Source organism: Acinetobacter sp. SwsAc4 (genome assembly GCF_013391535.1).
GTDB lineage: Bacteria > Pseudomonadota > Gammaproteobacteria > Pseudomonadales > Moraxellaceae > Acinetobacter.
In genome coordinates this window covers 26,288-45,912 of the sequence record NZ_JACAXC010000015.1, presented here as the reverse complement: position 1 = coordinate 45,912, position 19,625 = coordinate 26,288, and the positions used below count along the sequence as shown (strand labels likewise).

At 39.7% G+C, this 19,625-nt stretch carries 14 protein-coding genes and 1 pseudogene; 4 read left to right on the top strand and 11 right to left on the bottom strand.

Annotated elements, in window-relative coordinates; all coding sequences use genetic code 11:
• Window positions 1-148: 148 nt before the first annotated feature.
• The 3 genes and pseudogenes from HYG88_RS08940 to HYG88_RS08930 form a co-directional block, all read right to left on the bottom strand.
• Window positions 149-1,561: pseudogene (locus tag HYG88_RS08940) on the bottom strand (glutamine synthetase family protein).
• Window positions 1,562-1,693: 132 nt separating this feature from the next.
• Window positions 1,694-2,257 (bottom strand): phosphatase PAP2 family protein, encoded by a 564-nt coding sequence (locus HYG88_RS08935; protein ID WP_034602744.1) that lies wholly within the window; start codon window positions 2,255-2,257, stop codon window positions 1,694-1,696.
• 111 nt (window positions 2,258-2,368) lie between these two features.
• Entirely contained in the window at window positions 2,369-3,433 is a 1,065-nt protein-coding gene (locus tag HYG88_RS08930) for an AraC family transcriptional regulator (protein WP_178882952.1), read from the bottom strand.
• 128 nt (window positions 3,434-3,561) lie between these two features.
• On the opposite strand from HYG88_RS08930, the gene HYG88_RS08925 reads away from it, so the two are divergent.
• Entirely contained in the window at window positions 3,562-5,022 is a 1,461-nt protein-coding gene (locus tag HYG88_RS08925) for a coniferyl aldehyde dehydrogenase (RefSeq protein ID WP_178882951.1), read from the top strand.
• Between the two features lie 53 nt (window positions 5,023-5,075).
• Here the strand turns inward: HYG88_RS08925 and HYG88_RS08920 are convergent, their stop codons facing one another.
• Genes HYG88_RS08920 through kdpA form a run of 5 tightly spaced genes read right to left on the bottom strand, consistent with a single transcriptional unit; the run spans window position 5,076 to window position 12,824 of the window.
• On the bottom strand, window positions 5,076-5,780 hold the full coding sequence (locus HYG88_RS08920) for a response regulator (protein ID WP_178882950.1): 705 nt from the start codon (window positions 5,778-5,780) through the stop codon (window positions 5,076-5,078).
• 11 nt (window positions 5,781-5,791) lie between these two features.
• A complete protein-coding gene (locus HYG88_RS08915) occupies window positions 5,792-8,440 on the bottom strand; it encodes a sensor histidine kinase KdpD (protein WP_178882949.1) in 2,649 nt (882 codons plus the stop codon).
• A gap of 12 nt (window positions 8,441-8,452) precedes the next feature.
• Window positions 8,453-9,088, bottom strand: a complete 636-nt coding sequence (gene kdpC / locus HYG88_RS08910) for a potassium-transporting ATPase subunit KdpC (RefSeq protein ID WP_087543241.1) — start codon at window positions 9,086-9,088, stop codon at window positions 8,453-8,455.
• A gap of 9 nt (window positions 9,089-9,097) precedes the next feature.
• Window positions 9,098-11,110 (bottom strand): potassium-transporting ATPase subunit KdpB, encoded by a 2,013-nt coding sequence (gene kdpB, locus HYG88_RS08905; RefSeq protein ID WP_178882948.1) that lies wholly within the window; start codon window positions 11,108-11,110, stop codon window positions 9,098-9,100.
• Between the two features lie 16 nt (window positions 11,111-11,126).
• On the bottom strand, window positions 11,127-12,824 hold the full coding sequence (gene kdpA / locus HYG88_RS08900; RefSeq protein WP_218647862.1) for a potassium-transporting ATPase subunit KdpA: 1,698 nt from the start codon (window positions 12,822-12,824) through the stop codon (window positions 11,127-11,129).
• Between the two features lie 487 nt (window positions 12,825-13,311).
• Between kdpA and HYG88_RS08895 the strand changes: the two genes are divergently transcribed.
• Entirely contained in the window at window positions 13,312-14,610 is a 1,299-nt protein-coding gene (locus HYG88_RS08895) for an OmpP1/FadL family transporter (RefSeq protein WP_151738724.1), read from the top strand.
• Between the two features lie 90 nt (window positions 14,611-14,700).
• On the opposite strand, the gene thrH is transcribed toward HYG88_RS08895, so the two are convergent.
• Window positions 14,701-15,318 (bottom strand): bifunctional phosphoserine phosphatase/homoserine phosphotransferase ThrH, encoded by a 618-nt coding sequence (thrH, locus tag HYG88_RS08890; RefSeq protein WP_087539762.1) that lies wholly within the window; start codon window positions 15,316-15,318, stop codon window positions 14,701-14,703.
• 171 nt (window positions 15,319-15,489) lie between these two features.
• On the opposite strand from thrH, the gene HYG88_RS08885 reads away from it, so the two are divergent.
• Window positions 15,490-16,221 carry a phosphoadenylyl-sulfate reductase gene (locus HYG88_RS08885; protein ID WP_178882946.1) on the top strand — a complete coding sequence of 244 codons (732 nt, stop codon included), beginning with the start codon at window positions 15,490-15,492 and terminating at the stop codon, window positions 16,219-16,221.
• A 182-nt stretch (window positions 16,222-16,403) separates the two neighbouring features.
• Window positions 16,404-17,789, top strand: coding sequence for a wax ester/triacylglycerol synthase family O-acyltransferase (locus HYG88_RS08880; protein ID WP_178882945.1), 1,386 nt, complete (start codon window positions 16,404-16,406; stop codon window positions 17,787-17,789).
• 40 nt (window positions 17,790-17,829) lie between these two features.
• On the opposite strand, the gene HYG88_RS08875 is transcribed toward HYG88_RS08880, so the two are convergent.
• Window positions 17,830-18,003 carry a PA1571 family protein gene (locus HYG88_RS08875; RefSeq protein ID WP_178882944.1) on the bottom strand — a complete coding sequence of 58 codons (174 nt, stop codon included), beginning with the start codon at window positions 18,001-18,003 and terminating at the stop codon, window positions 17,830-17,832.
• A 134-nt stretch (window positions 18,004-18,137) separates the two neighbouring features.
• Window positions 18,138-19,592 (bottom strand): ribonuclease G, encoded by a 1,455-nt coding sequence (gene rng / locus HYG88_RS08870; protein WP_178882943.1) that lies wholly within the window; start codon window positions 19,590-19,592, stop codon window positions 18,138-18,140.
• Window positions 19,593-19,625: the final 33 nt, after the last annotated feature.

Sequence of the window (19,625 nt, the reverse complement as noted above, 5' to 3'; positions counted from 1 at the left end):
CCAAATTAGAACTATGATTGAATTATAGTCTACTATTCATGCTGTCAATTTGTTTTTCATGTATTTTCTCAATTTGTCCTATAAAGATATTTTGTGACCTTAAAGCAGTTATTTGCTAAATCAAGGCTAGATAAAACAATAGATGCGCCTAAATATCCCAAGACTTTTCAATTGATGTGATTTGACGATAAACGCTTTGATATTCTGCTTGTTTTACTGTGCACCATAATTCCATAAATTCTTTACCTAAATATTCTGTAAGTATCTTGTTATTTTTAAACAATTTTAAAGCTTCAATTTGCTCAATTGGCAATAAATAATGTTTAGATTTAAACGTAAGTTGATTGATTTGTTTCGGCACTTCTAACTGGTGTGTTAAACCATAAAGTGTGCCAATCAAAATCATGGCAATGCTAAGATAAGGATTACAATCTGCTCCTGCCACACGGTATTCCAATCTTTGATTTTCTTGATCAGAGCACGGTATTCGAATAGCGACATTACGGTTATTCAGCCCCCAACTCGCCTCTAAGGGAACATGATGACCTGTTTTAAAGCGTCTAAAAGAGTTTAAATTGGGTGCCAAAATTGCCATCGAACTTGGCATTAACCATAACAAACCACTGATGACTTTTAAGAGATCTTGAGATAACTCATCTTTCCGAGGACTAAAAATATTGTTTTGATCGTGATCACACAAACTCATATGAAAATGCATGCCACTGCCCGCTTTTAACAAATCTGGCTTTGCTAGAAAATTTGCACGAAATCCGTGTTTATGTGCAATTTGTTTAATGGTTCGTTTTAACAACATAATCTGATCACATAACTTTAAAAGATCACATGTGTGTTGCAGATTAAGCTCATATTGCCCCAAAGATGCTTCAGAAATAATTCCTGTAATTATAATATTCTGTAGTTTAGCGATAGCTTCAATCTCATCTAAAATTTGTTGATGTGTATCAGAGAGATGAATATCAAAACATTGAGTTATTAATTCTTGAACTTCCTGTTCCCCATTCAAGGGCTGCAAATAAAATTCTATTTCTGCAGCAATACAAGGGTGATAATTTTTTTCATGTAATTGTTGGAGTATTCTTTTTAAAATATTACGAGGTTCAATTAAACATTCTTGATGGCGATCATCTTTCATCGTCAATAACAATTGAGCATTAGTTTCAGGCTCAATGGCGCAAGGTTGCAATGAACCTAGGATAGGCTGACACAAATGATCTGGTTCACCAATAAATTTACCCAATCCTGTTTCTTCTATCACATTTCCATTTAGACTCATCGCATAAATAGAAATAGGTAAATAACATGCTTTCACCAATTGTGTTAAGCATTTGACATCAATTCTTTTACCTCGTAGATGTCCATTCAAATCATACAAATAAATATCAATATGTTGTGTATTCGGATACTTTTCTAAATAATGATCTACTTCCTGTAAAAATAATCCCTTATCGAGCAGAATACTTTCAGATTTTTGCTCATTTGATTAATTAATCACATTATTAGAATTTAATAGCTGATTCAATTCTACAAAGACAGCATTCATAAATTAAACCAAGTTCATATTGTTACGAATAGAATAATTTATGCTTATAAATATGTAACGTTAAGATAATATAAACTTATCTCAGCTCAGTATAAATTTATCGTAAAATTCAAATAACCATTTAGCATTTTGTTAGACATCATAAGCACTGACCGATGTAATTTTACGAATTCTAACAGTCAATTCCTTCACGATATAATTGACAGATACAACCAACATCAAACCAATCATAAAAGATCCAATGATATCAAATGGAAAATGAACCCCAACATAAATCCTTGATAAACCAACGACCATACCAGCAAAAATACCGAATATACCAATCTTCTTAAAGCCTGCTAACCAATATGAAAAAGCAATAATTGCAATGGTTAAGGTATGCTGACTGGGAAATGATGAACTTGGACCATGCCCAATAAGTTGATGACCTAGTCCTATTTCAAACGGACGTGGATGATGGTAGAAAACTTCAGCCAAATCACTCAGGATCAAAGAAAGCAATACAATTAAAAGTGTTTTAGCGAATAAATAGTTATAGATTTTCCATTTGTAAATCAATAAAAATAAGAGAAAACATATAAAAACTGTATTTAAATCATGTGCCGTGAATATGGCAATTCTATCTAAAACAGGACTTTGAGTTGCAATCGAGTTGATACAATCAAACAAATACATGTTTAAGCTTTCGAAGATCATTGCATCTTTATTAAATTAACTCGTCGCAATATATAAGCTGATCATGAAAGAATTATTAATGTAGTAGTCAAAATTCTTTTTTTGAAATCATATGCCGCACTTTACACCAAACTAAGCAAACTTTTTACGATATTGATTAGGCGAAATTCCTGTCCAATGGCGATAAGCTTTCCTAAAGTTTGAAGTATCTGAAAAACCAAGTCTTTCGGCAATTTCGTCCATACTCAGTGTTGTCGCGGCTAGATACTCATCGGCAAGACGTGTTCGCGTACTATCCAATATTTCCTGGTAACTCACGTTCAGATCGGCTAAACGGCGATATAAAGTTCTTTTAGATACATTTAATTGATCTGCCATCTGTTGAGCAGTTGGAAAATTCCCAACACTGTCCAAAAAAATAAGACGAATCGTTTTGATCAGTTCAGATTCCTCATCATTTTCATCTCCCAACATCCGTTCACAAAAAGATTGGCACATATCCGCAGTAATCGGGTTTGCATTTGGACAAGGCGCATCTAACCATGCTAAATCGAAATGCCATTGCATCACCTCTGCATCGAATTCCACAACACAACCAAACACCTTTTGGTATTCATATGCATATTCAGGGGCAGGATAAGGCAGCAATAACCTTTTAGCTTGAAATGGCACTTCGAGTACACACTGAATTAAGGTCTGCATTGAACTAAACCAAAACTCGCAAATTAATGGTAATAAATGTCCTAAAGCAATAATTTCTTTAGCTTCAAAAATTGCAGTATCATTTTGTATATAAAATGATTTTTGCAGTACAGGACTGGCTAGTTTGATATGTCGAATACCAAGTTCGACGGCTTGTTGAAAGTTACGAGAGGAGTACAGTGCATAACCGTACACCCCAAAATCTGATTTTTTTTGTTTTTGCCCTGCCCTAAGCCCGATCAATGGATCTTTAGACAAAGATTGGATATTTTGAAATAGCTTCAACTTTTGATATTGAGATATTGTTGTGGTCGCACTTGTCAGCGCATCATGCGCAATACCCGTACCGTCCAACATCTGAGCGATGGAATATCCTTGTTTTTGCATTTCATCAAACAAACTGCTTAAACCAAGTATAGGCGTGCCTTGACCGAATAGCGTATGATCATAACCAGCTTCAATATAAATATTTTGCTCAATATTCTGTTTAGGCATTTTTACTTTATCCATTCGATCAGTAGATAATGGCACTAAATTACTTTTTGTTGTCTCAATTTAACATCGACTAAAAATTCAATCAATCATAAAGTCTATTTCTACCAATAAGCATGGAAGGAGCAACAATGACACTTTCTCATTCGCAGGAATTTAGCGACTCGGCAACTAAACATATGCGCTTGGTATTCGCCCAACAACGTGCTGCTTTTGATGCGCATCCATATCCTGATCTCGATGCTCGACGTACAAAATTATTCAAACTTAAAAAACAAATTATTCGTTACCAAGATGTTATCGCTGCTGCCATCAATAGCGACTTTAGTTCTCGATCGGTAGATGAATCAAAATTATTGGATTTATTAGGCTCAGTTTTGGAAGCAGAACATGCCATTCGACATTTACGTAAATGGATGCGTCCAAGTAAACGCCGTACTGAATTACTGTTTTTATCAAACCGTCTGGCTGTCCAATATCAACCGAAAGGTGTGGTCGGCGTGATTGTGCCGTGGAACTTCCCTGTTTATTTAGCACTTGGCCCATTGGTTGCGGCAATCGCTGCGGGCAATCGAGTCATGATTAAACTGCCCGAGATTACGCCTGCAACCAATGCAGTACTGAGACGCATGCTGGCTGAAGTTTTTACTGAAGATGAAGTTTGTATTTTCGGTGAAGAAATTCTTGATCCTGCACAATTCACATCACTCCCTTTTAACCATATTGTGTTTACAGGTTCACCTGCAATTGGTCGAGTGGTAATGCGTGCAGCAGCAGAAAACCTAACGCCTGTCACATTAGAATTAGGCGGTAAATCCCCTGCGCTTGTCAGCCGTCATTATCCCTTAGCCGATGCAGCTAAACGCGTATTGCATGGTAAGGCAACCAACTGTGGGCAAATCTGTGTTGCACCTGACTATGCGCTTGTGCCGAAAGAACAAGTGAATCAGTTTGCAGAAGAATGTAAAAAGAATTTTACGGCAATGTATGGCAGTAACATCAGCAATAATTCTAACTACACCTCTATCGTCAATGATCGCCATTTCAAACGTTTATTAGAAATCCTAGACGATGCCAAAGCCAAAGGTGCTCAAATTATTGCCTGTGCCGAATATGATCGTGATAAAGATGCACGTCGTATGCCTGTACATATTGTGCTGAATTGCACACCCGACATGCGTATTCTCAAAGAAGAGCTGTTTGGCCCAGTATTGCCCGTAGTTGCTTACGATAAGGTTGATGACGCGATCGCCTATATCAAAGCAGGTGAACGACCTCTAGCACTCTATTGTTTCACACATGATTCAACTGAACGTGACCACATCTTAAAAAAAACTCATTCAGGTGGTGTCACAATGAATGATTGGGGTTGGCATGTGGTCAACCATGATGCACCATTTGGTGGTATTGGTAACTCTGGTATGGGGACTTATCACGGTGAAGAAGGCTTCCGTGAGCTATCACATGCGAAAACAGTTTTTGCTCGTCATCGCTTCTTCCCAACGCAATTATTCTATCCACCTTATGGCACTTGGGTGCAAAAACTTGCTTTGAGTTTCTTCTTGAAAAAAGGCGATCCAAACTTAAAATAAATCGTTTATTCGTCAAAAAGAGAGTTTTGCAAACTCTCTTTTTATTTTTCAATTTAGGATTGTCCTTGAAAACGCAATCCCACGCCTGCAATAGTAAAAATATATTTTGGAGTGACCGCAGAATCTCCAATTTTGCTGCGGAGTTTTTTCACCAAGATTCGAAGATAATGGGTATCTTCTTCATGGCTAATACCCCATAACTCGGTCATAATTTGCTTTTGCGTAACAATCTTCCCCTGATGGCGAATCAGTAGTGCTAACAGTTGAAATTCTTTTTTGGTAAGAACAATTTCTTCCTGAGCAAATGTCACCACATGTTCAGCCACATCCACAGATAATTGACCATCATCAAATACAATGTTCTGTTCAGACTGTTGTGGTTTGTTACGAAACATCACTCGAATACGGGCACACAATTCCTGAATGCTAAACGGTTTGGTCACATAATCATTCGCACCTGCATCGAGCAATTTAATTTTTTGATTTTCATCAGGACGGGCAGATAGCACAATCACAGGAATATCTGACCATTGCCTCATCTCAGTCAACACCTGCTGTCCTTCCATATCTGGCAAACCCAAATCTAAAATCAGTAAATCCGCACCACGGGTTGCCAAAATTTCTAAGCCTTGCATGCCATTTTCAGCAACATGCACCTGATAACCTTGTGCACGTAAAGCAATGTCTAAAAATTTTCGAATTTGAGGTTCATCATCAATAATCAGAATTGATGCATTTGGATGGGTTGTTTGCGGCATAAATAATAATTTTAATCCTGATGTAACGGTAATCGTATGCGAATTAAGGTGCCTTGACCATCTGTTCCAGCAAAAGCTTCAATACTACCCATATGAGCGCCAATAATGGCTTTGACAATCGCCAGTCCTAAACCTGTCCCCGTTTTTCCTCGATCACCGCGTTGCATGGTGTAGAACATATCAAAGATTTGCTGGCGTTCCTCTTCGGGAATGCCAATTCCTTGGTCGATAATGTCAATTTGCAGAAATTGTTGCTCTTGCTGAATCTTTATTTCAATCGGAACATTCTCTGGTGAGAACTTGGCTGCATTTTCCAAAACATTAAAAATGGCTTGTTCAATCAAAGCAGGATGCACATACAATTGCGGAAGTTCTTCGGCCAAAGCAACTTCGATTTTCACCTCAGGCTGATAACGTTTCAGTCGTTGCGTTGCCGAGCCAATCAGCTCATTTACACCAATGCAAGCACGACTTAAAGTCAAACCTTGATGACCTAATCGCGTCATATCCAACAGGTTTTGAATATAACGATCGAGTCGTTCCCCCTCAATGTGAATGGTATCTAATAATTCATGCCGATCTGTCTCAGGCATTTGCTCGCCATAATATTTAAGCGTGTCTGCTGAGCCAATCATTGCCGCCAACGGCGAACGTAAATCATGCGATACCGAAGAAAGCAAAGCTGAACGCAGCTTTTCCGTTTCAGCCACTACTCTAGAATTTTCTAACTGTAAAGAGAGCTGAACCCGGGCAACAGTTTGCGCAATATCTTCAATCATCAACTCAGTTAAACGTTGCAATTCAAAACTAATGCTTTGAGCGTTTAGATGAAACCGAATTGCAATCACGCCATATTCTTTAACTAAATTCAGCGGAATGAACCACCATTCAGAATTGGTCAGGGTATTGGTAAAACGTCCACAGGGTTTCGCATTCTTTTGCGTCCAATCTGCGGCAATTTGATCTTTTTCATTTAAGACGGATGGATCACCTAAGGACTGATTTTCAACTTTTAACCAGACCGTGGCATTTAATGAAGTTTCTAAATGTTGTTTGGCGACATTTAACACCTGTTCAATATCTACACAGGTCGATAGCTTGCGCTCTAATTCTTGTAATTGTAACGAGACTGAATTTGCTGCGCGTAAACTCAACACCTGAGCACGTAATTGGTTGGCTAAACGCCCGACCAGTAAGGCTGAAATAATGAACGTGATAATGGTAATCACGCCGCGTTCAGCACTGATCATAAAGGTAAAGCGAGGTTCGATAAAAAAGTAGTTGTAGAGTAGAAAACAAATGAATACGCTGATAATTGTAATCAACATGCGTGCGCGTATCGCAACCAGTAATACGGTCACAATAAAAATTAAGGCTAAATCATTATACCCAATAAAATGATCACTGATTGCAGCCACAATCAATCCTAGCAATACAATGATAATACTTTCAAAAACTTCACGTTGATTAAACGCCAAGCCTTGTTCCAGCCAAGATGAATGCGCCACATCTTTCTGCAAATGCTTTTCATTATTTTTGGCTTTTAAAGGCTGAACAAAGGTGATTTCAAAAGGATGCTGTTTCTCTAACAGTTGATCGGCAATATGATCTGAAAATAAGCGTTGCCATAGCGATTTTTGAGGACTTTTGCCAAGCAAAATATTAGATGCACCATAATCATAAGCAGCTTGTAAAATGGTCGATGCAATATGATTGCTATACAGCAAATAGGTATCTGCACCGAGCTTACGCGCTAGATTGAAAGCCTTCGTCACTGCAAAGGCTTGGGTCGTTTCAACCTTACTTTTTTGAATCGAAATGACACTCCACGTTGCATTGCGCCTTTCCGCAATCCGATGCGCACGGCGTACCAAATCTTCAGAGAATTCAGAACCATCTATCGCCAACATCACATGATTTTGAATCGGAATAATCTGCCCTTGCGCAACAAATTTTTCTCGATAATCAATATCGACCTGCCCTGCAACAGTTTGAATTGCCAGATCACGTAACGCCGTCAAATTCGCAGCTTTAAAAAAACCTTGTAATGCATGGGGTGCAACATCGGCGAAATAAATCTTGCCATGATTCATCCGTTCTAATAGTTCGGGAACAGGTAAATCAACCAGTCGAATATCTTTCAAACGTTTCAGTAATGCATCGGGGACAGTTTCAGTTACCCGAATCCCCGTAATTTGAAAAACTACATCATTCAGACTTTCCAAATGCTGAATATTTAAGGTGCTATAGACATCAATGCCTGCATCCAACAACTCATTGACATCTTGCCAACGATATTCATGCCGACTATTGGGTACATTACGATGGGCCAATTCATCAACAAGCACAATTTGAGGCTTTAATTTAAGAATTTGGTCGAGATCCATCTCTTCCAACATTCGCCCCTGATATTCCACAGACTTTCTTGGAATAACATTCAGCCCTTGAATCAAAGCTTCGGTGTCAGATCGACCGTGGGTTTCCACCACGCCAACCACCACATGCTGCCCTTGTTGCATCAATTCATGCGCTCGGGTCAGCATGGCATAGGTTTTCCCCACCCCAGGTGCTGCACCCAAGAAAATGGTCAAACGTCCAGATTGTTCACGTTGACTATGTGCCAACCATGCATCTGCTTTGTTATTACGGTCGATCTGCATAATTACGCTCTATCAACGTGTGGTCGATGACAATTGATCTAAGGCCAAATTTAGCTGTAACACATTCACTCGGGCTTGCCCATATATGCCGAATTGTGCAGGCTGAGTTTGTTGTTGTACCAAATCACGAACTTGCTGCTCAGGCAAATGACGTTGTTGCGCCACTCGCTTCACCTGTAACAATGCACTCTCAGGTGAAATATCAGGATCAATCCCACTACCTGATGCAGTTACCATCTCGTTCGGCACGTGTTGCTTAGTAATCTGATTATTTTGGGCAAATTGTACTGTTCGCTCTTTAATTTGTTTTTGCAAATCAGGATTAGAGATTGCCAAATTACTGCCTGCCATACCATCGACATTGTAACTTACCGCACTTGGTCGTCCATGGAAATATTGTTCACTAACAAAGTTTTGCCCTACCAAACTTGACCCCACTACTTTACCATTCAGTTCAATGACACTGCCATTGGCTTGTTTGGGAAAGATCAACTGCGCAATCGAGACACTTGCTGTAGCGTACAACATGCCTGCAATGAAAAAACCAACCACAATCAAACCGAGGCTTGGGCGTAAAACTGAATGGACAGGATTCGATAATTGGAGATTCTGTTGATTCAATTGTTCATGCTTCAATAAAGTATTCATTTCCAACTCCTAAATCCACAAGGACACAACAAGGTCAATCAGCTTGATCACAATAAACGGAAAGATCACACCACCTACACCGTAAATCAGCATATTACGGCGTAGCAATTGCAATGCACTGGCAGGTTTGAATTGAACACCTTTGAGTGCCAATGGAATCAGCATTGGAATAATCAAGGCATTAAAGATCAAAGCGGAAATCACCGCACTGCTTGGACTACTCAATTGCAAAATATTCAAAACACCAAGTTGTGGAATCGCTACCGCAAACAATGCAGGTAAAATGACAAAGTACTTAGATACATCATTTGCCAAAGAAAAAGTGGTTAATGCTCCACGAGTAATCAATTGCTGCTTACCAATTTCGACCACATCTAGCAATTTGGTCGGATCAGAATCTAAATCCACCATATTGCCCGCTTCTTTGGCTGCTTGAGTACCTGAGTTCATAGCTAAACCAATATCTGCCTGTGCCAAGGCTGGTGCATCATTGGTACCATCACCCACCATTGCGACTAATTTTCCTGCTGCTTGTTCGTTACGAATACAAGCCAATTTATCCTCAGGTCTCGCTTCTGCAATATAGTCATCCACCCCTGCTTCGGCAGCAATCGCAGCCGCAGTTAATGGATTATCTCCCGTGACCATAATGGTTTTGATGCCCATTTCACGTAACAGTGCAAAGCGTTCTTTAATGCCTTGTTTGATCACATCCGAAAGTTCAATCACACCTAAAATATTGTGATTCGAAGCCACTACCAATGGTGTCGCACCTTTAGAAGCGACTTGTTCCACACGGGTTTTAAGCTCAATGTTGTCTTTGATTTCTTGGTTGGTAAAGTTAAGAATAGCATCTACTGCACCTTTACGAATGGTTTGCCCAGTGGCGAGATTCACTCCAGAGAGACGTGTTGATGCACTAAATTGAATGAACTCAACATCTTTCGGCTCTTGGATACTTTCACCTAATTCTTTGCCAAGGCTGATGACCGACTTCCCTTCAGGCGTTGGGTCAGCAAAAGAGGTCAACATTGCTGCTTGACGTAATTCACTTGCACTTACGCCAGCCAATGGATAAAAAGCAGTGGCTTGACGGTCGCCATAGGTGATCGTGCCTGTTTTATCCAACAGCAACACATCAATATCACCTGCAACTTCAACCGCTTTCCCTGATTTTGCTAAGACATTGGCTTTTAAAGCACGATTCATTCCCGCAATCCCGATCGCAGGCAGTAAGCCGCCAATCGTAGTTGGAATCAAACAGACCAATAGTGCAATCAGTAAGACCATACTGATTTTGATTCCCACCATTGATCCCATAACAGGTAAAGTCAGCACCACCACAATAAAGGTGATGGTCATAATATTGAGTAAGATACTCAATGCGATCTCATTTGGTGTCTTTTGACGGTTGGCACCTTCCACCAAGGCAATCATACGGTCCAAGAAGCTATGCCCTGCTTCATTACTGACTCGAATAATAATTTCATCTGACAAAACCTTAGTGCCGCCAATCACACCTGAACGGTCAGTATTGGCTTCACGCAGTACGGGCGCAGATTCACCTGTAACCGCTGATTCATTGATCGTGGCAAAACCCTGAATAATTTCACCATCCGCAGGAACAATTTCACCTGCTTTGACAACGACAAGATCATCTTTTTTGAGTAGGTTTGCAGAAATCACTGTCGGTACGGCATTCAGGTCGGCAATTCGATTTGCGGTTAAGTTTTCACGTGCCTGACGTAAAGATGCAGCTTGTCCACGTCCCTTAGCTTCAGCAACCGCCTCGGCATAATTGGCAAATAAGACCGTGACCAATAAAATCAAACTGAGGGCTAAACCAAAACCCAAACTGGCATTTCCCATCAAAGTGGCAAGAAGGGTTAAAACCGTTCCCACCCACACACATGCCATCACTGGATTTTTAAACGCATGTTGAGGCAGCAATTTATGGAAAGTTTGCTGAATAATTTCTTTATTCAAAATATCCATCTGTTGTGTCGCAGTTGAATGTTTCATTGTGCTTGCTCCACGCTTAAACTTTTATCGACAAATAGTCAGCAATTGGCCCAATCACCAACACAGGCATAAATTGCAACAAGGTGAGGATCAGCACGATCCCGATTAAAGTCAGGGCAAAGGTTGGAGATTCGATCTGTAAAGAACCTTTGCTTTCGGCTGCTTGCGGTTTGGTTGCTAAACTGACTGCAATTAAAACTGGAATGATCAACACGCTATAACGCCCTGCCAATAAAGCAACACTGGCACTTAGGTTCCACCAAAGCGTGCTATCACCTAAACCTTCAAAACCCGAACCATTGTTGGCATAGGCGGAGACATACTCATAAAACACTTGGCTAATGCCGTGAAATGCGAGATTGGAATTCCCTGTCATGGATGGGAATGCAATAGCAATCGCAGTCAAACCAAGAATCACCACAGGTTGTAAAAGAATCACCAGTGCTAATAACTTAATTTCAGTGACTTCAATTTTTCGACCAAACAATTCAGGGGTACGCCCAGTCATCAAGCCTGCGATAAATACCGCTAAAAACAGATAAATGAAGAACTGTAATAGCCCACACCCTATGCCGCCCCAAATGGCATTGATCAACATATTGCACAGTTCAACCAATCCCGTGAGGGGTGAGGCAGAGTCATGCATCATATTGACTGAGCCGTTATTGACTTGTGTGGTCAAGCTTCCCCACAATGCCGATGCTTCAGCACCGAAACGCATTTCCTTCCCTTCCATCAAAGCAGTATTTGGAGTGAGCGAAGATTTTTCAGCCCACAGGGTCAATAGCGTTGAAGAAAGAGACATCAGCAACATGCTGCCAAAAATCATCCACATCAGTTTTTTACGTTGAATAAAACGTCCAACCATAAACACCGCAGAAAGTGGAATCAGTAAAATCGCAATCATCTCCAGCACATTCGATAATGGCGTTGGATTTTCTAAAGGCACACTACTGTTTGGACCATACCAACCACCACCATTACTGCCTAATTGCTTGATCGCCACCATCGGTGCAACAGGTCCAAGAGGAATATGCTGGGTCTGAACTTCAGTGCTTCGATCTAAAACTTGCGCAGTTGGACCAGCAGAAAGTGTAGATGGCACACCTTGAAAAGTGAGTAGTAAAGAAAAAATAAATCCCAAAGGAATGAAAAATCGAAATAGTGGTCGGATGATATCCATCCAGTAGTTACCCAAATTAATACGATTCCATTTGTTTTGATCTAGGTCTTGTTGTTGAGCTGATTGTAAAAATAATGCTCTTAACATTGCGACTAATAAGGCAAGTCCCATAAGTGGCGACAAATATTGCAATCCCACAATCACGGTCATTTGCGATAGATAAGAGAGTTGAGACTGCCCCGAGTAATGCTGCTGGTTGGTATTGGTCAGAAATGAAATGGTGGTATGTAAAGCCAAATCCCAATTCATATTCGGGATATGATCAGGATTCAATGGTAGCCATGTCTGTGTCATTAAAATAGTGACACTTGCAGTAAGCAGTAAAATATTACTGAGCACAAATGCGGTTAAATATTGCCGCCAGTTCATCCCACTGCGCTTGACGCCCAGTAGCGCATAAATCGGTTGCTCAATCCATTTAAAAAAATGGTCACTTTTCATTGGCTTGACTTGCATCACATCCGCAAGATAGTGTCCGAGCGGATAAGCCAGCAACAATGAAAAGACAAATACAGTAATAAATTCCCACATAGCAAATGCCATTTAAAATAGGTCAGCTTTAGTATGGAAATGAAGGGCGTAAATTCTCTATATTGAAAAAACCAGTAGACGTAAATTTTGCGTAAAATTATTCCTAAACTATTCTCTGTAATGCCAAAAAATGCTTTAAAAAAAATTATGGAGAAAAATTTCTTAATTTTTACAAAAAATCTTTGACCCTATAAAAATTTTTTTTTGAAAAAATGTAAAAAAATAATATGCTAGCTTTCAGTTAATAATCTATATTTTTCATTATATTACCAGTAAATATAGAAATATACACCAACATAAATAGCATTATTTTCATCCTACTTCATGGTATCAATCGTACTGAGTAGTTCATTTAGAACATTTACTCTTATTTTAATTATGGTATTTTTGTTACATGAAGTTATAGCCAATCAAATATGAATGACTTTTTGATGTCATTTCATAGCTTCTAAACTTAAGAATCTTGAAGTTCAAGGAAAGATTTAAAATGAAATTAAAATATCTTAGCACTGCCATGGTCTTAGCGACGCTACCTGCAACTGGAGTATTTGCAGCTGCATTAGATCGCTCAGGTCAATCAATCTCTGCATTCTTGCAACCTGGTAACTATTTTGAAGCAGGTATTTCTGTATTAGATCCAAACGTTTCTGGTAAGGTACGTAATGGGTATACTCCAAATGCTGCCCTTCCTGCTAGTTCAGCTGGATTACAAAATACTAGCGTAGGAGAAATGACAGGGGACTACTACTTCCCTAGCGCCGCACTAAAACTACAAGTTACAGATAACTTCTCTTTTGGTTTAATTTACGACCAACCATTTGGTGCCGAGGTTGAGTATAGTACTGGTACTCAAAAAACTACTGCCTTACCAGGCCCATTAGCTCCGTTAGGTAATCAAGGTGCTTTTCACAATGGCACAGAAGGTACTTCTGCAGAGGTTAAATCACAAAGTATTTCAATGCTTTTTGGCTACCAACCAACTGAAAATTTTAATTTTTATGCTGGCCCTGTCTATCAAACAGTTGAAGGTGATGTTCAACTTCGTGGTCTTGCATACGGTGGCAGTACAGCATTTGGTGGCTATAATGCCAGCATTAAAGAAACTGGTGATATTGGTTGGTTAGCTGGTGCAGCTTTTCAAATTCCTGATATTGCATTAAAAGCTTCTGTTACATATCGCTCTGAAATTAAACATAAAGTTAATATTGATGAGTCATCTGCTGGTGCTGGACCAATCGCAGCGATTTTAAATAATGCTACAGGTTCTACAGATATCACAACACCACAATCTGTAAATCTAGACCTTCAAACAGGTATTATGGCGAACACTGTTGCATTCGCAAATGTTCGTTGGGTAAATTGGAAAGATTTTGCAATCCGCCCTTATGCATTTGGTATCGCATCTAATATTGCGGGTGCTAGCCCTACCATTAATAAACCTAATGGTTTTGATTTAGTTGCCTATACTGATGATCAATGGTCTATAAATACAGGTATCGGCCGTAAACTAAATGATCAATGGGCGGGTAATGTCTCTGTAGGCTGGGACTCTGGTGCAGGTAATCCTGTGACCACATTTGGTCCAACGGAAGGTTACTGGAACCTTGGCCTGGGTGTTCAATACAGCCCTACCCCAGCAACGTTCATCGCGGGTGGAGTGAAATATTTCTGGTTAGGTGATGCAAAAGGCCAGTCAGGCTCTCAGTTCAACACACCAGGTTATGTGGCTGACTTTAAAAACAATGATGCAATCGCGTACGGCTTAAAAATGGGTTATAAATTCTAATTTTGACCGATCAAAACAAAGGGCACATCATGTGCCCTTTGTTTTATCCAGTTTTCTGTTATTACCGTTAAAAACAGAAAAATCTCAGCTTTATTCTGGAATATTACGCTGAGATACTGAACGAATCGCTTGTTTCAACGCTTCATAGCCATGTAACGGTGGAAACTGTGGAAATTCAGCAATAACATTTGCAGGCGCATCAAACAAGAAACCATGGTCGGCTTCACCAAGCATCGTAGTATCGTTATACGAATCCCCTGCGGCAATTACCCGAAAGTTTAAACCATGTAATGCTTTAACCGCTTGACGCTTTTGATCTGGTTGACGCAGTTTATAGGCAGTAATCATGCCATTTTCATCGGTCTCAAGTTTATGACAGAAAATTGTCGGCCAACCTAACTGCTTCATCAATGGATGGGCAAACTCATAGAATGTATCAGATAAAATAATCAGTTGAAAATGAGTACGCACCCATTCTACAAACTCTTTGGCACCTTCAAATGGCCCCATGTCGGCAATGACCGCTTGAATATCATTTAAACCCAAACCATGTTGTTTAAGGATGTTTAAACGCTGGGTCATTAATACATCATAATCTGGAATATCACGAGTTGTTGCCTCGAGTTCTTTAATGCCAGTTTTCTTTGCAAAATTAATCCAGATTTCTGGAACCAAAACCCCTTCAAGATCTAGGCAGACGATTTCCATGAATGCTTCCAATGTTGGTTAAAAATTGCTGTATCATACCATTAACATTTTCAATTTTGCGCTGTTGTTGAATAAAACGGTTTTATTCTGCAAGATTAAAACCACAAGCAGGCCAACCGCTTTGCTTAGAATCATTTACAATTGTGCCCAAGCCTATCGCCAGGAACATTCATGACTGTTATTCCTACTATTGACCTTGTAGATGCGCTCGCTGCTGAATACGCAGACAAATCGCCACGAGAAATTTTAGAACTCGCACTTAGCCAGCAAGGTGAGATTGCAATTTCATTTTCGGGTGCGGAAGATGTTGTGCTGATTGATATTGCCTCACGCCTTGGCAAACCCTTTCGTGTATTTAGTCTGGATACAGGTCGTTTGCATGCGGAAACCTATCAATTCATCGAAACAGTCCGTAAACACTATAATATCAATATTGAAATTTGTTTTCCCGAATCTGCTGCAGTGCAACAATTGGTCAATGAAAAAGGGCTATTTGGTTTTTTTGAAGATGGTCATCAAGAATGCTGCGGTGTACGCAAGGTACAACCTCTACGCAAAAAATTAGCGACTTTAGATGGTTGGATTACAGGGCAGCGTAAAGATCAAAGCCCTACACGTAGTGATGTACCTATAGTTCAAGTTGACGTTGGATTCTCAGGTGAAGGTAAACAACTTATTAAATATAACCCACTTGCAAACTGGTCAAGTGCCGATGTGTGGAGTTATATCCGCATGATGGAAATTCCATACAACCCACTACATGAACGTGGTTTTATTTCCATCGGTTGTGAGCCATGCACACGCGCAGTTCTCCCGAACCAACACGAACGTGAAGGTCGTTGGTGGTGGGAAGAAGCGACCCACAAAGAATGCGGGCTTCATGCGGGCAATCTCAAAAAATAAAAAATCACGAGATTAATAACTAAAACCACTGATTCATCAGTGGTTTTATTTTTATTGCCTACTGTGTACAAAGTCATATTTTAACCAGAACAAACCGTATATACTTAGTTTAACGGTTCAATAATTCTAATAAGAGCTCAAAGAGTATCTTATAAAAAATGCAATGAGAGGCTATATCTGCTATGCGCCCATTACACCCTATTGATTTTATTTTTCTTTCACTAGAGAAAAGACAGCAACCTATGCATGTAGGGGGATTATTTTTATTTGAAATCCCAGAAAATGCATCTCCGACATTCGTGCATGATCTTGTTCAAGATATCCGTCAATCGAAGAGTATTCCGGTTCCTCCATTTAACAATCAACTGACAGGATTATTCTGGGGTGAAGATCCTGAATTCGATATCGATCATCATTTCCGTCATATCGCGTTACCAAATCCAGGGCGTATTCGTGAACTATTGGTCTATATTTCACAGCAACACAGTTCCTTGATTGACCGTGCTAAACCACTATGGACATGCGACATTATTGAAGGCATTGAAGGCAATCGTTTTGCAATGTATTTCAAAATTCACCATGCGATGGTGGATGGTGTTGCAGGAATGCGATTGATCGAAAAATCACTCTCCAAAGACCCAAATGAAAAGCATGTCGTACCATTATGGTGTGTCGAAGGAAAGCGTACTAAACGCTTAAAGGCACCTAAAGCCCCTACTGCAAGTAAAATCAGAGGAGTTTTGGATACAATTAAATCACAGTGTGAAGTTGCACCTAAAGTGATGCAGGAACTTTCACAAACCTTATTTAAGGAAATCGGGAAAAACCCTGATTATGTCTCAACATTTCAAGCACCACCATCGATCTTAAACCAACGTGTGAGTTCTTCTCGCCGTTTTGCTGCACAATCTTTTGAGTTGGAACGTTTCCGCCTTATCGCTAAAACACTTGGTGTAACACTCAATGACGTAGTACTAGCAGTTTGCTCTGGTGCATTACGTGAATATCTTATCAATCAAAATAGTTTGCCAAAAAAACCTTTGATTGCGATGGTTCCTGCTTCATTGCGTACCGATGATTCTGATTTCAGCAATCGTATTACCATGATTTTGGCAAACCTAGCCACTCATATTGCAGACCCAATTGAACGTTTAGAAATTATTCGCCGTAGCGTACAGAATTCAAAGCAGCGTTTTAACCGCATGACTGCAAATGAAATCCTGAACTATAGTGCATTGGTATATGGACCAGCAGGTTTAAACATCGCTTCAGGAATGTTACCGAAACGTCAGGCATTTAATCTAGTGATTTCGAATGTACCAGGTCCACGTGAACCATTATATTGGAATGGCGCAAAATTGGATGCGCTCTACCCTGCTTCAATCGTCATGGATGGCCAAGCACTAAATATTACAATGACAAGTTATTTAGATAAGTTAGAAGTAGGTTTGATTGCATGTCGTAATACAGTGCCAAAAATGCAAACTCTTCTCGTTCATCTAGAAGATGAAATTCAACGCTTTGAGCAAGTGATTCAAGATCAGCCACAACAGAAAGTTACAAATTAAGCATCGTACTGAAAAGAATTAAGGGGCTTTAAATCGCCCCTTATTTTTTACTTGTACGACAACGCTGTAATAGTTGATGGCAGGCTAAACGGATCATTGCCGTAGTAATTTGGATCTCTTTACCTTGGCTATCAACCATATAACATATATTGACTGGATTACTGTCTAAAACATGCTTAAAACCATGATTCACTAATCTTTCGCTCACATTCATAATTATATACCTCATATTATTTGCTAAGGTACTCAAGATACCTATGGCTCATTCTATGGTTCTAGTATTTAAAATTCATGATAGAAAGTAAAATTTCAGTTGTAACAAGGATTAAGCGAAATTTTGTTACAACTTTAGCTCAGAATGATATCGTATTGCTCTTGCGTATATAAATTTTCAACTTGGAATTTAATCACTCTGCTAATGAAATGCTCTAAATCTGCAACTGCTGGGGCTTCTGCCGTTAATAAACGATCAATCACTGCTGGATGTGCAACGACAGTAAAGCCACTCTTGGAATCAAATGCACGGGCATAGCGCAAAATTTCTCGAAATATCTCGTAACATACTGTCTCTGCTGTCTTTACATATCCACGTCCCTGACAAGTTGGGCATGACTCACATAATAAATGTTCTAAAGACTCACGTGTACGTTTACGTGTCATTTCAACCAAGCCTAACTCTGAAACTTGGGTGATTTTTGTTTTGGCATGATCACGTTCAAGCATACGTTCAAACTGACGCATGACCTCTTGTCGATGCTCAAGCTCTTGCATGTCAATAAAATCAATAATGATAATGCCACCCAAATTACGTAGACGAAGTTGTCTCGCAATGACTTGCGTCGCTTCCATATTGGTTTTAAATACCGTGTCTTCTAAACTACGGCCACCCACATAAGAGCCTGTATTCACATCAATGGTGGTCATGGCTTCAGTCTGATCTATCATCAGATAGCCGCCTGACTTAAGTGCGACACGGGTCTGCAACGCTTTTTGAATATCTTCTTCGACATTATACAAATCGAAAAGTGGCTTTTCGCCGGGATAGTGAATCAGACGATTTTCAATCGTTGGCACAAACTCCTGCACAAACTCACTTAACTTGGCATGAATCTCACGAGAATCGACATAAATTTTTGCCGTTTCATCACTGGCTAAATCACGGACAATTCGTTGCGGTAAAGGTAATTCTTCAAAAATAAGTTCAGGTGTCGCAACTTCTTTTTGCTTACGTTGAATATATTCCCAAAGCTTACTCAAATAACACATATCTTGTGCAATCGCAGCTTCATCTACACCTTCCGCTGCGGTGCGAACGATCACACTACCCGGTAAGCTGTGTTCGGTCTGAATGCGTTCAATCATGCTACGAAGTCGATCACGCTCTTCTTCTGATTCAATGCGTTGTGATACACCGATATGATTACCATAAGGCATTAATACTAGATAACGCGATGGGATAGAAAGATCTGTGCTTAGACGTGCACCTTTAGTTCCCAACATGTCTTTCATCACTTGAACCGTCAACATCTGTCCCGGATGCAGAAGCTCAAAAACATTTGGGGTAGGTTGCGAACGTGACCAGACCATATCATTGATATGTAAAAAAGCAGTCCGAGACAATCCAATATCAACAAAAGCAGCTTGCATACCCGGCAGTACACGTACCACTTTACCTTTATAAATATTACCCACTAAACCACGTTTTACAGTACGCTCAACAAATAATTCATTGACCGTACCATTTTCAATTAAAGCCACACGACACTCCATCGGTGTGACGTTAATTAGCAATTCTTCTGCCATAATCCACTCAAAATTTTATAAAAATTCTTATAT

Excerpts from the sequence above, each read along its gene's own strand:
- HYG88_RS08935 (WP_034602744.1), bottom strand. The coding sequence starts at position 2,257 with ATGATCTTCGAAAGCTTAAACATGTATTTGTTTGATTGTATCAACTCG.
- HYG88_RS08930 (WP_178882952.1), bottom strand. The coding sequence starts at position 3,433 with ATGCCTAAACAGAATATTGAGCAAAATATTTATATTGAAGCTGGTTAT.
- HYG88_RS08925 (WP_178882951.1), top strand. The coding sequence starts at position 3,562 with ATGACACTTTCTCATTCGCAGGAATTTAGCGACTCGGCAACTAAACAT.
- HYG88_RS08920 (WP_178882950.1), bottom strand. The coding sequence starts at position 5,780 with ATGCCGCAAACAACCCATCCAAATGCATCAATTCTGATTATTGATGAT.
- HYG88_RS08915 (WP_178882949.1), bottom strand. The coding sequence starts at position 8,440 with ATGCAGATCGACCGTAATAACAAAGCAGATGCATGGTTGGCACATAGT.
- kdpC (WP_087543241.1), bottom strand. The coding sequence starts at position 9,088 with ATGAATACTTTATTGAAGCATGAACAATTGAATCAACAGAATCTCCAA.
- kdpB (WP_178882948.1), bottom strand. The coding sequence starts at position 11,110 with ATGAAACATTCAACTGCGACACAACAGATGGATATTTTGAATAAAGAA.
- kdpA (WP_218647862.1), bottom strand. The coding sequence starts at position 12,824 with ATGTGGGAATTTATTACTGTATTTGTCTTTTCATTGTTGCTGGCTTAT.
- HYG88_RS08895 (WP_151738724.1), top strand. The coding sequence starts at position 13,312 with ATGAAATTAAAATATCTTAGCACTGCCATGGTCTTAGCGACGCTACCT.
- thrH (WP_087539762.1), bottom strand. The coding sequence starts at position 15,318 with ATGGAAATCGTCTGCCTAGATCTTGAAGGGGTTTTGGTTCCAGAAATC.
- HYG88_RS08885 (WP_178882946.1), top strand. The coding sequence starts at position 15,490 with ATGACTGTTATTCCTACTATTGACCTTGTAGATGCGCTCGCTGCTGAA.
- HYG88_RS08880 (WP_178882945.1), top strand. The coding sequence starts at position 16,404 with ATGCGCCCATTACACCCTATTGATTTTATTTTTCTTTCACTAGAGAAA.
- HYG88_RS08875 (WP_178882944.1), bottom strand. The coding sequence starts at position 18,003 with ATGAATGTGAGCGAAAGATTAGTGAATCATGGTTTTAAGCATGTTTTA.
- rng (WP_178882943.1), bottom strand. The coding sequence starts at position 19,592 with ATGGCAGAAGAATTGCTAATTAACGTCACACCGATGGAGTGTCGTGTG.